Genomic DNA, 14,154 nt, shown 5'->3' on the forward strand with positions numbered 1-14,154 from the left:
ATGCCGCGCATTCTCGGGCCGGACGGCCAACCCATCGACACCGGACTGTTAAAAACCACCCTGGTCCAGCCCACCACCACCGGCGTGCGCCAGGTCGCCGCCGCCAGCCTGCAGGGGCTGGATGCGGAAGAGCTGGGCCGGCTGCTGCGCAACGCCGTCCAGGGCGACGCCACGGCCTACCTGCAACTGGCCGAGGACATGGAGGAGAAGTACCTGCACTACGGCTCCGAACTCAGCACGCGCAAACGTGCCCTGGTCGGGCTGGAACTGTACGTCGAGCCGGCCGGCGAGGATGCCGCCAGTCATGCCGCCGCCCAACTGGTGGAAGAGGCGCTGGACCCAATCCGCAAGAGCCTGTTCGACCTGCTGGACGCCATCGGCAAGGGCTTTAGCGTGCACGAGATCGACTGGGAGACCAGCGCCCGGCAATGGATGCCGAAGGGACTGAACTACCTGCAGCCCTACTGGTTTACTACCCGCAAGACCGCGCCGGACACGCTGTTTCTGCGCTCCGACCTGCACACCGGCGGCGAGCCGCTGGCGCCCTACAAGTTCGTGGTGCACCAGGTGAAGGCCAAGTCCGGGGTGCTGATGCGCGGCGGGCTGGCGCGCATGGCGGCGTGGGCGTTTTTGTTTTCGAACTACGCCATCAAGGACTGGGTGGTGTTCGCCGAGGCCTACGGCCAACCGCTGCGCGTCGGCAAGTACGACAGCAGCGCCACCGCCGAGGACATCGGGAGCCTGTTGATGGCGCTGCGCCAGCTCGGCACCGATGCGGCGGCGGCGATTCCCAAGAACATGGAGATCGAGTTCGTCGACGCCGGCAACAAGACCGCCTCGGTCGACATCTACGACCGGCTGGCGGCGTACTTCGACAAACAGATCAGCAAGGTGGTGCTGGGCCAGACCCTGTCCACCAACACCGGGGACGGCGGCGGCGGGGCCTACGCCCTGGGCAAGGTGCACAACGAGGTGCGCGAGGACATCCTGGAATCGGACGTGGCCGAGCTGGAAAGCACGCTCAGCCGCGACTATGTGCGTCCGGTGGTCGACCTCAACTTGGGGCCGCAAGCCGCCTACCCGAAGATCCGGCTGCGCATCAACAAGCCGGAGGACCTGACCGCGCTGGCTGGTGTGGTGGACAAACTCGTGAGAGCCGGACTACCGGTCAGCCAGGAGTCGGCCTATACCCGCTTCGGCCTGACCCCGCCCAAGCCCGGCGAGGCCATCCTGGTGCCGGTGGACCTGAGCCAGCCACAACAGGCGATGAACCGCTACCGCGCCGCCAACAGCCGGCAGCCCACCGGGGAGGGCGGCGACGTCGACCCACTGGTCACGCAACTGGCCGAGGCGGCCGGCTCGCCGCTGGACCGGATGCTGGCGGTGATCCGCCAGGCACTGGACGATGCCCCCGATCTGGAGACCTTCCGCGACTGGCTACTGACCGCCTTCGGCGACCTGCCCAGCGAGCAGCTGCAGGACGTGATGGCCACCGCCTTCAGCCTGGCGACGCTCGCCGGCCGCTACGAGGTGAGTCATGGCCGATGAGCTGGGCCTGACGGCCGTCATCAAGCAGCCCTGGCCAACCCAGCAGGACTATTTTCGGCAGAAGCTGAACCTGCCGACGGCGGCCTGGACCGACATCATGAAGCAGGCCCACGACCGCTCCTTCGTCGTGGCCGGGGCGATGAAGGCCGACCTGCTCGAAGACCTGCGCCAGGCCGTCGACCAGGCGATTGCCGGCAAGGCCACCTTGGCGGACTTCCTTCGCCAGTTCGACGACATCGTGGCCAAGCACGGCTGGGACTATCAAGGCGGCCGCGACTGGCGTACCCGGGTGATCTACCAGACCAACTTGTCCACCAGCTACGCCGCCGGCCGCTGGCAGCAGATGACCGACCCTGACATGCTCAAGGCTCGCCCGTACTGGCGCTACCGCCATAGTGACTCGGTGCTGCGGCCTCGCCCGCAACATGTGTCCTGGCACGGCCTGATCCTGCGCGCCAACGACCCGTGGTGGCACACGCATTACACGCCCAACGGTTGGGGCTGCCAGTGCAAGGTATTCGCGGTGTCGGAGTGCGAGCTGCGCGAGAAGTACGGCAAGTCCGGGCCGGACACCGCGCCGGCCATCCAGTACGTGGAGCACGACACCCCGGACGGTCCGGTCCAGGTCCCCGAGGGCATCGACTACGGTTGGGACCACGCCCCCGGGCAGGCCTACCTCGGCCAGCTGCTACTGAACAAGGCCGCCGCCACCTCGGCACGGATCGGGGCCGCCGCTGTGCAGAGCGCGGTCGAGCATGTCGGCGCGCTGGACACCCTCATCAACGGCCCCTGGAAATCCTTGGTCAACACCATCTACCCCGAACCGGGCGCGTACCGGCCGACCAAGCAGCGCCTCCACGTCGGCGCGCTATCGCCGGCCATGGTCGAGCGGATCGAGCGCGAGGCCGGCGAGGAGCTGGCAACCGCCGTGATCTCGGTCGACGACAGCGAGATCAAGCACGCGCTACGGGATGGGGGAGGGAAGGCCGACAAACGGGTCAGCGAAGCCGATGCCCTCAACGCCGTGGCCGGGATGTTCCAGCCTGAGCGGATCTATCAGGCCTTGGACAATGGCCAGCCCTTGCCGGTGTACCTACTGATCTACCCGGCCGAGGAGGGGGAGCGTTACGTCAAGGCGGTGGTGAGTGCCAATTATCGCGCCAAAGAACGCGACACCACGGGCAAGCGGAGAACGATTCAGACCAACACGCTGACGACGCTGGGCTATGCCCGCTTGAACGATCTGGACAACCCGGCGCAATACCGCCGGATTCAATAAGAGGGAAGCCGCACCGGCTGGACGCCACCCCCAGCGTGGGCACGCCCGTTTCCGGGATTGCCATACGTACATGCGCTGTTTCACGTATTCCAGTGCGGTAGGGAAAGTATGAGCGACAACACCTTTGAGATCAATGTCATCTCCAACACCATCCAGACCGCCCTGGACACCCTACTGGCCCGGGGCCAGAACCTGCGCCCGGCGCTGCTGGACTGGGCCGAGTGGGCCAAGGGCGAGACTGACGAACGCTTCACCGAGCAGGCGGACTGGCATGGTACGCCTTGGGAGCCGAACGCCCCCGACACCCTGGCCAACTACGTCCAGGCCGGCGGGGCCAAGAACTTTAAGAAGGACGGCTCGTTGTCAAAGCGAGGCCAGACCGTGCTGGTCGCTAAGAAGATTCTGCAGGGGCACACCGGCAACCTGCGCCAGTACGCCTTCAGCTACGAGGCCTCGGCCGACAGCCTGACTTTCGGCCCCTGGGGTAACGGCCTGGACGCCTATGCCGCCATCCAGCAGTTCGGTGGCCAGGCGGGGAGGGGGCTCAGCGTGTACCTCCCGGCGCGGTCCTATCTGCCGGTGGATGCAACCGGCCAGCTGGCTCCGGCGGCGGAGGCGGAGCTGCGGGCAGTGTTGGGGGAGTATTTGAATAGATTATGGAGCAGGTAGAGACCCAAAGTCGCCAGTCTTGAGTAATGAAAGTGTCTGTTCAACACCCACGATAAGCGGGGCGGGGGCGAAGCACGGGAGGCAGCAACAGGTGCGGGATGCTGGTGGTTCGCCTAAGGTTTTGAATGAATCGTTCCTCACCTGATCACTGACAAGGTTTCAGAAATATCGACAGGCAAAAACTGAGGAAATTCTTCAATTGTTTGAAGTATGCCAAGCTTTAGTCCCGCATCTCCATTTCTGCTGGATATGGCATTTAGTTCAGGAATATTTTTTAGTAAAAGAGCCTCCCAATCATGCCCTCGCATCATAAGAAAAGCCTTTGGTAGCTCGACAACCCAGCCATTATGGAGGGTGGATTGGGTTTTCTCGCCAAGCGGGACTGCAGTAGATGCAAATATTTTGTTTGCCATATTCTGCGCATCGTGCTCCGTCAATTTTGCTGCATCAACGTACGTGTGCAAATCGATTACAGAAAAGTCACTTAATGATTTTTTCCCCGCTCTGACAAGTGAAAGAGCAACATAAATTGGGTCAAGAATGTAGTTTTCAATGGAATATCTTCTGCCTCCGCCGAGCACGTAGACCGGGTGGCGATCTGTTTTTTTTCCATCCCAGTCGATGATGCCACGAACCAAATCACTGCCAGCTTCGTGAAGCCGGGTTGTGATTAACTCAACATCAGTACAGTTAGATGTTCCACTGTGAGGCTCAAGAAATATCGGCTGATAGCCGAGCGGATTAAATCTGTTTATGGTTTGAAATAGTTTCTGAAAGTAAATAACATCATATTTGCTTTCAACAAATATTTGACGTCTTTCTTCAATTGACACCTTAAGATGCGGTATGCCCTCGGTCAGTACCTCAATGCCTCGGCTGACGCTAATCATTTCTGGTGTTCTTGTTGCTCTATTCATTTCAAACAGTGCGTTATCTGGACACATAGCCACAGTCGATGGCGAATGCGTGGTAACAATAACTCTTACATCGGCTTTATCTACAACAATATCCCGCAACGTCTCAATCAGTAATTTTGAGTATTGGGGGTGAAGGGGGGCGTCAGGCTCATCGAGAATCAGCACCTCCGGTTTACCTGTTGATTCATGTGTATTATAAATGGCGAGCGCTAGCGACATGAGTACCTTTTCGCCAGTCGATAAATCATTAGCAGAAATATCGGTGTTATTTACCCTATCTATCAATCGCAACTTGTAAGTTGAATCTATGTCAATTTGCTCTGGACTCACCACCTCGTATGTGAGTCCCGCTTTTGAGAGTATTTCATTAACCAAGTCCCATGGTCTTGGGCCGTATTTCTGCAAAAACTCTTCATCAGTGAGGGTCGGAAAGTTTGTTTTGTTTTTTTCGTTGAGATATTGTTTGAATTGATTTTTGGTGTATCTGAGGTGGTAGGTTTTGAATATGAGCGCCAATTGCGAGGCGAACATGGTGCCTTGGTTGGATTCTGCAATGCTAAGGTTGTAGTAAATATCGTCTTCGCACAAGTCCTCAAACGGTTTAGACAGCTTGCTTGTAATGCTGGCTGCAACTGCGGTGAGAGGCTGGTTTTGCCCCCACCTTGGTAAGAATTGCGTGATAGGGTCGGTGATTATGTCGCCATTTTGTTTGGCTTGCTTGAGTAATCTTTGCTTCTCCTCTATTTGACTCCACCAGTTTTTTGTGATCTGGATAAGATTTTGCGGGTCACAGGCTTCATCAATTTGGGGGTTAAGCCCACCAAATCCGATTAGCTGGACTTTTGTTAGTGTTAGCCCGGAGTCTGTAATGGTTGATAGCTGACTATTCGATATTGCTTCCAGTAAATGGCTTTTCCCGCTTCCATTTTTTCCTGTAATTATGCAGAATTTTGGTATGTCAAAGAATATGTTGGCCGGTATGGATTTGTGGTTTTTATTGATCGTTACTTTCATTTTATAGGCGGATTTCTTATTAACTATTATGGATAAAACGTCCTGTGGTTGCTCAGTCGACTAGCAGAAAGCGTACTCGGCCCTCTGGAGGAGCATACGCCCTAGCTCGGTCCGAAATCTCCCTAAGCCGGGACCTCCATTTAGTCTCAACTCCTTGCCGTCGCGGGGTCTCCAGGCAATCTAGCGCCGAGTAGGTGCTATTAAATGAGCCTGAAAGCCAGCATATCAGTCAGATAGCATACTCGCATGGCACGTGAATGTCTGCTTCAAGGCAGGTGGACAATATCCGCTTCTGGCCGATTTCAGACCTTAGTTAGTGAGCTATCAGCAACTCATCCCAACAGGTTGTCCACCTTGGCGACCTTTTTTCTTGCCGCATCGCCCAGTCCCGCGTCAGCCCCTCCGACGCCAGGCGTAGCGTTCCGTGACCAAAGTCCCGATTCACGCGGTCCATTGTAGCCATCAGCGCGGTTCGGCGCGGATCTGGCAGCGGGGCGAACAGGTCCTGCTGATCGATGCCGGCAGGGCCGATTTCCATCAGCACGGCCCCCGCCTTCTTATAGGAAAACCCCTCCCGGTAGATGGCCCGCAGCCCGGCCATTGCTGCCCGGGTGATTTCGATGGTGTCGGCCGATGGGTGGACGAGCGGCACTACCGTCCATCCGTGGTATTGCAGGTCTTGTTCGCGGAAAGGGTTCGTTCTAATGGACACCCCCACAAGCCGGGCCGCGCTGTGCTGTAAGCGCAGTTTCTCGCTCGCACGACTGGCATGGTGGGAGATGGAACTGGCCAACGTATCGAAGTCGGTCACCAGTTCAGCAAAGGACCGCGAGGAGATGATCTGTTGTTTGTCCGGTGCCACGTCCTCCAGGGTCAGGCAGCTGACGCCATTCAACTCGGCTATCGTCCGCTCCACTACCACACTGAACTGCCGCTGGATAGCGCGTGGGTCTGCCCGCATGAGCTGCAGTACTGTCGTGATGCCCATGTGGGACAATTTCTCAGCTATCCGACACCCGATGCCCCACACTTCCCCCACCGACATCCGGCTCATCAGCTGATCCTGGTAGTGCTGAGATAGCCAATCCCAGGCAAACACCCCTTTGCATTGGGGATGCACTTTGGCCACGTGGTTGGCCAACTTCGCGAGAGTCTTTGTCGATCCGACGCCGACACAGGTGGGGATGCCCACGCGCTGCAGTACATCAGCCCGGATACGGGCGGTGTAGTCACGCAAGTCAGGGATGCCGTCCAGTGTGATGAAGCTCTCATCGATAGAGTACACCTCCTGCTCGATGCCCCAGCGTGCCAGTACCGTCATCATGCGTCTGGACATATCGCCATATAACACATAGTTGGAGCTGAAGACGGCGACTTCGTGACGCCGACATAGGGCCGCAATTTCAAAGTAGGGCACAAAGCCTTTGATTCCCAACTGCTTGGCTTCCGCCGAACGGGCGACCACGCAGCCGTCGTTATTGCTCAGCACCACGATGGGCTTGCCGTCCAGGTCGGGACGAAACACTCGCTCGCAGGAGCAATAGAAACTGTTGCCGTCGACCAAGGCGAAGGTGGTCACAGGAATTTCTTAATGCAGCCGGTGACCACGCCCCAAACCTGCAGCTCCTGGCCGTTGTGCAATTCGATGGGCGGGTAGGCGGGGTTTTCGGGGAGCAGCGCCACGCGGTCGCTACGCTTGTGCAGCCGCTTGACAGTGAACTCTCCATCCACGGCGGCCAGCACGATCTGACCATGCGCTGGCGGGATGCTGCGGTCGACCACGAGGACGTCGCCGTCACTAATGCCAGCGCCGAGCATACTGTCGCCGGACACCCGTACCATGAAGGTGGCGGCAGCATCTTCGATCAGGTACTGGTTCAGGTCCAGCGCCGTCTCCAGGTAGTCATCGGCGGGCGAAGGAAAGCCCGCCGGCACGCGCGAGCCATACACGGGTAATGCCAGGGATGGCGGGTCGCTGGCGGGGGTGAAAAGGGTATCGATCATGATGTGCTCCAGAACTCTTTTGATTGTGTACGAAATCAAAAGCAAGGCCAAGCACAATCGTGAACGCTATACTGGCGGCATGTGTGTCAACTTCATTCCACCCACCCGCCAACAACTCCTCGATTTATTTGATGTGGAGCCGCCACAGTTGGACTGGCCGCTAGAGGTCTGGCAGGACTACATCGCCCCGATCATCATCGACAACGGCAGCGGCCCCCATGCACTGCTGGCCAACTACGGTTTTGTGCCGAAGCGCCACATGCCGCTTGGCATCCGGCTCTCCACGATGAACGCCCGGGCGGAAACCATCGGCCAGCTGCGCACCTATAATCAGTCCTGGCACGCCGGCCGACGGTGCCTGGTACCGATGCAGTTTTTTTTTGAACCGTGCTATGAAAGCGGAAAGGCCGAGCGCTGGCGTATCGGACTGGCCAGCGGCCAACCCTTTGCCGTGGCTGGCATCTGGCGTGCTTGGCCGGAGGAGGATGGCTCGATCAGCCATGCCTTTTCCCAGGTCACCATCAACGCCGACGATCACCCACTGATGCGACGCATGCACAAGCCCGGCGACGAGAAGCGCAACCTGGTGATCATTGAGCCCGAGCACTACCAGGACTGGCTGGCGTGCCGTGACCCGGAAATAGCGCGAAGCTGCCTGACGAACTACCCCGCCGAGCAGATGCTGGCGGAGCCCGCGCCGAAAACGAACAAAGCGCCACCGACATCGGGGACACTTGATTTGTTCAGCTGAATACGAAGCGAGGCTTGTAATGCCAGGTCAAAGTGACTTGCCAACTATCTCCCGCAGCAAACTTTAAATTTTTTCCCTGAACCACATGGGCATCGATCGTTACGTCCGATTTTCTCGCTTTTTCTGGCGAATGGAATGACCGTTGATTTAGGGGTGGCAAATAACATTCCAGGGATGAAGAGCTGACCGGCAAGCTCTATTTTTTTATCTTCACTGAGATCGCGGGCTTCTCGAAATTTGTACAAATTGTCGAGAAATTTTCTATTTTGCTCTTGACGGTTTTTGACAGGATGGCCCATGGAATCAAAGTAGCTCAATACGATTATCGCGCTTTCCATGATCGAATCGCTTGCTGCATTCCTAGCAAAGCCATTCCTAATTTGACTCACTAGGGGCGGGGATTGCTTCCAACATTGTTGGGCAAGCTCACTTTTCCCTCCTTCTCGTTCATAGCACTTTTGAAGCAAGTTGGCTGCTTTTATCAGATCTTCATAATCCGCCCCCTTGGCTATATAGACTTGAGCAAGTTCATAGAGGACCTCATTGCCCAGTTGCCCAGATTTCAAGCAGCCCAAGTAAAGCGATTCTGCATCATCGCTTCCCTTTCCTTCAACACGCCCTTCCGCGATAAATTTAGCCAGGGTGAACATTGCAGTGGGAAAACCCTGTTCAGCTGCTTTGGTCAGCCAATTCAATGCAGTGATTTCATCCTTATCAACCCCGATCCCATTTAAATAGTGAACAAACAGATTGTATTGCCCCTCCGGATAGCCGGCCTCTGCGGCTCGGCGCGTGTAGTCAAATGCGGCTTGCGGGTTTGCCGGTCCACCCATTCCTTTATCGTACATCGCCCCGAGATTGATCAAAGCTGTCGGGTGGTCCTCCATCGCAGCCAACTCAAAATGGTTGCGGGCTTCCACTGGGTCAACGTCAAACAATTTAGATCCGAACATGTAGCAGCAACCAATGAAGGCATGAGCATCGGCATTGCCAAGCCTGCTGGCCCTGCAAATAAGATTCTCACCTATCGCTATTTTGTCTTCGCCTTCAAAGCCGTTGGCAAGAGCGGCACCGTATTCAAACATTGAAGGGGCATGCTCCTCATTGGCCGATGCCAATCTGAACCAGAAGACAGCCTGTTCCCGAAAAGACTGAATATCAAAGTTATGAAAACTAATATCCCCTGACTCAAGAGCCTTCTGGGATTCCAGTTTCAACCCATCTACTTTGTCTTTAAATATCTTTCCTGCCATGTACCTTGCTTCGGGGTCGGCCCCAATCATGGCTTGATAGCAAATCTCTTTTAATCCATCACTAACTTGGGCCGAAATATCGTAATGTGGCACGGGGGACCCAGGGTGGCACAATTGATAGGTAACATGAAGCAACTCCCTAGTGATGTTCATTGACTGTTCACAAAGAGCTGTAAAGCCCTGCTTGGTCAGGTAGAATTTTTCTGGATGGGCCCCTGTGTTTCCATTCTTCCGTAGCTGATGTAACTTTGACATGGTTTCTGAATTGATCAGTTGTTCTTTGAACAGCCGATAAATTTTCTGATCAAGGTCGCCCCCATCTGACGAACTAAGACCCCCTTTCTCAGCGATCAGCTCACAGACTAGATGGCACAAGCCTCTCAAACGTCCCAAGGAATAATCAGGGAGCTCCGAGCTGTTTTCCTTTGCAGATTTGTAAAGCTCTCCGATCCTAGGCGAGATGAAAAGCGCAAAATCGATATCATTCATGAAAAATGCTCGTGTTGTGTCCCGCTAGCTTAGACTGACTAAAGTAACGTCTATTGTCAGTTTACGTGCCAATTTGTAAGAGTCTTGGCCGCAGTTGAGTAACCCAAGAGACCTTGGCTTATTCATGGTTGCATCACTATGGATTCAAGTGGCACTTTGGTGCATCTGCTGTGACGGAACATAAATCAACCAAGTTCTGAAGTCAGAATGATGACGCGAGGCCACTGAGGTCCTAACCACAAAAACTGCCGCTGCAACGCGTTCATCATGCCACTAGGGTCGATGTATGCCAATACCATTACGAGCCGTGCCTGAGCCGATTTAACGGCCTTTTAACGCCATCACCGTAGCCCGCCGTCACTCCACCTCGCGGCTTACCGAACCCTTTCCCCCGTTTTGCCCGAACTCGACCCGCTCACAATGCGGGCCATGAACACGACCCCACTCCACCGAGCCATCAACGCCTTGTTCTCATCAGGGCGGGCCATCAACGCGCTGACCATCGATTTGCCCGCCGAGGTGCCGGAATGGGTCGAGCTGATTCCGGCCGGGCGATTTACCGGCCGGGATGGTCGCGGCCCCTGGTTCAGCGACATCCCGCTCATCCTGCAGGCGTTCATTTCGGACCAGGCCACCGGCATCGAGCCGGTGGTGGATTACGACCATCAGTCCTGCGTGGTGCTGCAGACCGGCCAAAAGGCCGAGGCCGCCGGCTGGATCAAGCAACTGGAAGAGCGGAGCGGGGCGATCTGGGGGCGGGTCGAGTGGCTGGCCGAGGCCGCCCAGGACATTGCCGGCCGTCGCTACCGCTACCTGTCACCCGTGTTCGACTACGACGCTACCGGCCGGATCGTGAAGCTGGTCTCGGTGGGGCTGACCAACGTACCCAACCTGTTTTTACGTGCGCTCAACTCAATGGAGGAACCTGGCGTGGAACTGCTGAAACAACTGAATGAATTGCTGGGGCTGGAGGCCGGTGCTGACGCAGCGGCGGCTCTGGCGGCCACCAAAGAGCTGCAAGGCAAGGCGACGGCGACGCAGACCGCGCTGAACAGTCTGCGCAAGGCAACGGGCGCAGCCGAGTCGGCCGACCTGCAGACCGTGGCCAACAGCGTGCTGACCCAGTTTGTGCCGCGCTCCGAGTACGAGCGCGTGGCCAATGCGCTGTCCACCCAGCAGCAGCAAAGCAAGGAAGCCGAGATCGACCAGGTAGTCGATCAAGCTATCGCTGACGGCAAGGTGGCGCCGGCCAACCGGGGCTATTTCCGTGCCCAGGCCAGCGCCGACCTGGCCGCCTTCAAGCAATTCGTGGCGGGCGCCCCGGTTATTGCCGCGCCGGCCAATACCCAGCGTGCCGCCAACACCCTGCAGGAACGCCAGGACACCAACCCGCTGATCGCCAACGCCAAGGCCCGTGCGGCCGCCAAGTAAAGGAATCCTGAATGCCTACCGTGATGGAACAACTGCTACCCGGTATCGCCCTGGTGGAAGACCCGCGCCTGTCGCGGGAGCTGGTCGACGTGGGGCCGGCCGCGTTGGCGGCCGGCACTCTGGTCGGTGTCGCCGCCCTCGATGACGAGCTGGCGGTGCCCTGGATCGATCCGGCTGCCGCGCCGCCGGCCATCCTGCTCGGCATCGTGCCGCGAGACATCCCGGCCGCCGAGGCCGGCGTGACCTCGCGCCCGGTCGAGATCGTCGCTGGGGCGGCCCTGGTGGCCCTGGACGAGCTGCTGGTCTTGGCCTCCGCCCAAGCCACGACTGCCGCCATCTACCGCAAGGTCGTGCGAGAGCTGTCGCAACGCGGCATCCGCCTCACCGAACGCTCGTAACGCACCCCATATAAGGATAAGGAAACACCACCATGCCGCAAAATATCGCCGACATCCTGAAAAACCCCGCGTTTGGCGTGGCCAGCCTGACCGAAGCGATCAAGCTGCTGCCCAACGTCTACAGCAAGGTGGGCAAGAGCGGGATTTTCAAACGCTCCGGGATCAACACTCGCACCGTGGCGCTGGAATACGCCAACGGCCGCATCCACCTGCTGGCCACCAAGGAGCTGGGCTCGGCGGGCAGCCGTACCAAGGCGAACCCTCGTGCCGTGCGCTACTTCGGCGTGCCGCATATCCCGCACGACGACACCATCTTGGCGGCCACCCTGCTGGGGAGCCGTGCGTTCGGGTCGACCGATCCGGTGGCCGACGTGGCCTCGGTGGTCAACGATCACCTGCAGGAGATGAAGACCCGCCACGACGTCACCCAGGAATGGATGATGCTGGGCGCAGTGAAGGGGCAGATTCTCGATGGCGAGGGAGAACTGCTGTACGACCTGTACAAGGAATTCGGCATCACCAAGAAGGTGATCAAGTTCAAGCTGTCCGACGGCACATTCAACGTCAAGAAGGCCTGCATGGAAGTGTGCCGCCACGTGGAGAAGAACCTGCTGGGCGATACCACCAACGGCATCAAGGTTTGGGTCGGGGCGGACTTCTTCGACGCGTTGACCAGCCACCCGAACGTCGAGAAGGCGTTCCAGGGCTGGGCCGCCGCCCAGGAGAACATCGGCGGGGATACCCGCAGCGGCTTCAAGTTCGGCGGGCTCATCTTCGAGGAATACAACGGCGAGGTGCCGGATGCCAAAGGCGCGACCCGGACGCTGGTCGAGGCCAACCGGGGCCATGTCGTACCGCTGGGCACCATGAACACCTTCCGCCTCTACGACGCCCCAGGGGACTTCCTGGAAGCAGTCGGTACCAACGGCGAGCCGTACTACGCCAAGATCAAAAACACCGACTTTGACCGGGGTGTGGACCTCCACACCCAATCCAACCCGCTACCGCTGTGCAACCGCCCGGGTGTGCTGGCAGAACTGCAGCTGGAGTAAGGGTAGGGAGAAGTAAGTAAGAGAGACAGCGACCAGCCGGGTGCTGCGAACACCCGGCCGGCCAGCTGACCCGCAGAGTATGCCTGCAAGCCAACCCGAGGCTGTCACTTTCTGCGCAGAAAGCGCCGACAGTTTAGCGGGATTATTAGCACTTGCAGAGACATGACGAACAAATTGGATGACATCCGCTGCGGCCACTGCGCCCGCAAACTGGCCGAAGGCCGCTACATCGAACTTAGCATTAAGTGCCCGCGCTGCGGGACGATCAATCACCTCCGGGCCGCGAGCCCATCACCAGCACGCCCGCGAGCGTCCGAAAGCAAGGATGCTCATGCATGGCCAACAAACCACAACACAACCCACGGTCGGTAGCCTCTTCGCCGGAATCGGCGGATTCGACATCGGCTTCGAGAACGCCGGATTCCGTACCGTCTGGCAAGTCGAAATCAACCCCGTCTGCAGGGCTGTCCTCGCCGACCGTTTCCCGCACGCCAGGCAATTCGACGATGTGCGAAGCATCGGCGCCCACAACCTTGCCCCCGTTGCTGTCCTCGTCGGCGGCTTTCCCTGCCAGGATTTGTCCACCATGGGGAAACAGCGCGGATTGGCAGGGGAAAGGTCCGGACTGTTCTACGAGGTCTGCCGGATTGCCCGTGAAATTCAGCCTCGCTGGCTGGTCCTTGAAAACGTCACGGGGCTGCTCTCTTGCAACCATGGCGAAGACTTCCAGGCAGTCATTTCAACGCTTGCCGAATGCGGGTATGTGGGATATTGGCGGGTGCTTAATGCTCAATACTTCGGAGTTCCCACGAGGCGCCGTAGGGTTTTCATTATTGCCGGCCTTCATGAACATCCCCCCATTGAGTTGCTGGCTGACGCCGAATCAATGGACGCTGTTCATGAACCGACGGGCGCGGAACAAAACAGGCGAGCTTTTCCTACATTGCTTGCCGGATCGGCTGCCAGCCAAATCGATATCAGTGGTTCCGGCCTCATCGTTCAAGCCAACGGATGGGATTCGATGGTTGAGCGGGCCCGAGCGTCTACGGATCATGGGCTTTGCCTCGGACTGGATGAGACCAACTTTGCAGAAGCTCGGGCTGCCGGTAACGCCGTTGTGCCGCAAGTCGTGGAGTGGGTAGCCAAGAGTTTGGCTAAGACGTTCTAGGGCACTTTCCCATTGCCCTAGCTGTACAACAGGGACTGCAGAAGATGAATTGAGGGGGATTCATACTCGTCGGCAGAGAGGTTTGGACGTCTCTGCCGAGTTTCCTGTTGAAGGTTTATATCTGACGATTGACGAATGGGGCAGTCGGTGAAGTACGTAGCGCGATAGAAATTAAAAGGTG

13 protein-coding genes are annotated in these 14,154 nt (G+C 57.9%); 9 read left to right on the top strand and 4 right to left on the bottom strand.

What is annotated here, in order from left to right; all coding sequences use genetic code 11:
• From NH8B_RS10095 to NH8B_RS20195, 3 genes are all read left to right on the top strand, one after another.
• Positions 1–1,548, top strand: a complete 1,548-nt coding sequence (locus NH8B_RS10095) for a DUF935 domain-containing protein (protein ID WP_014086842.1) — start codon at positions 1–3, stop codon at positions 1,546–1,548.
• Positions 1,538–2,827, top strand: a complete 1,290-nt coding sequence (locus tag NH8B_RS21115) for a phage head morphogenesis protein (protein WP_014086843.1) — start codon at positions 1,538–1,540, stop codon at positions 2,825–2,827. The genes NH8B_RS10095 and NH8B_RS21115 overlap by 11 nt, the downstream gene beginning before the upstream one ends.
• Before the next feature lie 108 nt (positions 2,828–2,935).
• A complete protein-coding gene (locus NH8B_RS20195) occupies positions 2,936–3,496 on the top strand; it encodes a phage virion morphogenesis protein (RefSeq protein WP_014086844.1) in 561 nt (186 codons plus the stop codon).
• A 137-nt stretch (positions 3,497–3,633) separates the two neighbouring features.
• On the opposite strand, the gene NH8B_RS20480 is transcribed toward NH8B_RS20195, so the two are convergent.
• The 3 genes from NH8B_RS20480 to NH8B_RS10120 form a co-directional block, all read right to left on the bottom strand.
• Positions 3,634–5,427: an AAA family ATPase gene (locus NH8B_RS20480; protein WP_014086845.1), complete on the bottom strand. Its 1,794-nt coding sequence runs from the start codon at positions 5,425–5,427 to the stop codon at positions 3,634–3,636.
• 313 nt (positions 5,428–5,740) lie between these two features.
• Entirely contained in the window at positions 5,741–7,006 is a 1,266-nt protein-coding gene (locus NH8B_RS10115) for a Y-family DNA polymerase (protein ID WP_014086846.1), read from the bottom strand.
• Positions 7,003–7,431: a LexA family protein gene (locus NH8B_RS10120; protein WP_014086847.1), complete on the bottom strand. Its 429-nt coding sequence runs from the start codon at positions 7,429–7,431 to the stop codon at positions 7,003–7,005. Before NH8B_RS10120 ends, NH8B_RS10115 begins: the two co-directional genes overlap by 4 nt.
• On the opposite strand from NH8B_RS10120, the gene NH8B_RS10125 reads away from it, so the two are divergent.
• Positions 7,430–8,182, top strand: coding sequence for an SOS response-associated peptidase (locus NH8B_RS10125; protein ID WP_232503445.1), 753 nt, complete (start codon positions 7,430–7,432; stop codon positions 8,180–8,182). The genes NH8B_RS10120 and NH8B_RS10125 overlap by 2 nt on opposite strands.
• A 44-nt stretch (positions 8,183–8,226) precedes the next feature.
• On the opposite strand, the gene NH8B_RS10130 is transcribed toward NH8B_RS10125, so the two are convergent.
• Complete coding sequence (locus NH8B_RS10130; protein ID WP_014086849.1) at positions 8,227–9,924, bottom strand: tetratricopeptide repeat protein; 1,698 nt, start codon at positions 9,922–9,924, stop codon at positions 8,227–8,229.
• 429 nt (positions 9,925–10,353) lie between these two features.
• On the opposite strand from NH8B_RS10130, the gene NH8B_RS10135 reads away from it, so the two are divergent.
• The 5 genes from NH8B_RS10135 (at position 10,354) to NH8B_RS10150 (ending at position 13,973) form a co-directional block, all read left to right on the top strand.
• Positions 10,354–11,355, top strand: coding sequence for a phage protease (locus NH8B_RS10135; protein WP_158453616.1), 1,002 nt, complete (start codon positions 10,354–10,356; stop codon positions 11,353–11,355).
• 11 nt (positions 11,356–11,366) lie between these two features.
• Positions 11,367–11,753: a hypothetical protein gene (locus tag NH8B_RS10140; protein ID WP_014086851.1), complete on the top strand. Its 387-nt coding sequence runs from the start codon at positions 11,367–11,369 to the stop codon at positions 11,751–11,753.
• 32 nt (positions 11,754–11,785) lie between these two features.
• Positions 11,786–12,805 (top strand): major capsid protein, encoded by a 1,020-nt coding sequence (locus NH8B_RS10145; RefSeq protein WP_014086852.1) that lies wholly within the window; start codon positions 11,786–11,788, stop codon positions 12,803–12,805.
• A gap of 162 nt (positions 12,806–12,967) precedes the next feature.
• Entirely contained in the window at positions 12,968–13,177 is a 210-nt protein-coding gene (locus NH8B_RS20485) for a Com family DNA-binding transcriptional regulator (protein ID WP_083844247.1), read from the top strand.
• Positions 13,137–13,973 (top strand): DNA cytosine methyltransferase, encoded by an 837-nt coding sequence (locus NH8B_RS10150; RefSeq protein ID WP_014086853.1) that lies wholly within the window; start codon positions 13,137–13,139, stop codon positions 13,971–13,973. Before NH8B_RS20485 ends, NH8B_RS10150 begins: the two co-directional genes overlap by 41 nt.
• Positions 13,974–14,154 lie beyond the last annotated feature (181 nt).

The sequence above is a fragment of the Pseudogulbenkiania sp. NH8B genome, from assembly GCF_000283535.1.
Classification (GTDB): Bacteria; Pseudomonadota; Gammaproteobacteria; order Burkholderiales; family Chromobacteriaceae; genus Pseudogulbenkiania; species Pseudogulbenkiania ferrooxidans.

Coding starts and splice junctions, on each gene's coding strand:
- NH8B_RS20195 (WP_014086844.1), top strand. CDS start 2,936: ATGAGCGACAACACCTTTGAGATCAATGTCATCTCCAACACCATCCAG.
- NH8B_RS10150 (WP_014086853.1), top strand. CDS start 13,137: ATGCATGGCCAACAAACCACAACACAACCCACGGTCGGTAGCCTCTTC.
- NH8B_RS10125 (WP_232503445.1), top strand. CDS start 7,430: ATGATGTGCTCCAGAACTCTTTTGATTGTGTACGAAATCAAAAGCAAG.
- NH8B_RS21115 (WP_014086843.1), top strand. CDS start 1,538: ATGGCCGATGAGCTGGGCCTGACGGCCGTCATCAAGCAGCCCTGGCCA.
- NH8B_RS10130 (WP_014086849.1), bottom strand. CDS start 9,924: ATGAATGATATCGATTTTGCGCTTTTCATCTCGCCTAGGATCGGAGAG.
- NH8B_RS20485 (WP_083844247.1), top strand. CDS start 12,968: ATGACGAACAAATTGGATGACATCCGCTGCGGCCACTGCGCCCGCAAA.
- NH8B_RS10095 (WP_014086842.1), top strand. CDS start 1: ATGCCGCGCATTCTCGGGCCGGACGGCCAACCCATCGACACCGGACTG.
- NH8B_RS10120 (WP_014086847.1), bottom strand. CDS start 7,431: ATGATCGATACCCTTTTCACCCCCGCCAGCGACCCGCCATCCCTGGCA.
- NH8B_RS10145 (WP_014086852.1), top strand. CDS start 11,786: ATGCCGCAAAATATCGCCGACATCCTGAAAAACCCCGCGTTTGGCGTG.
- NH8B_RS10140 (WP_014086851.1), top strand. CDS start 11,367: ATGCCTACCGTGATGGAACAACTGCTACCCGGTATCGCCCTGGTGGAA.
- NH8B_RS10135 (WP_158453616.1), top strand. CDS start 10,354: ATGAACACGACCCCACTCCACCGAGCCATCAACGCCTTGTTCTCATCA.
- NH8B_RS20480 (WP_014086845.1), bottom strand. CDS start 5,427: ATGAAAGTAACGATCAATAAAAACCACAAATCCATACCGGCCAACATA.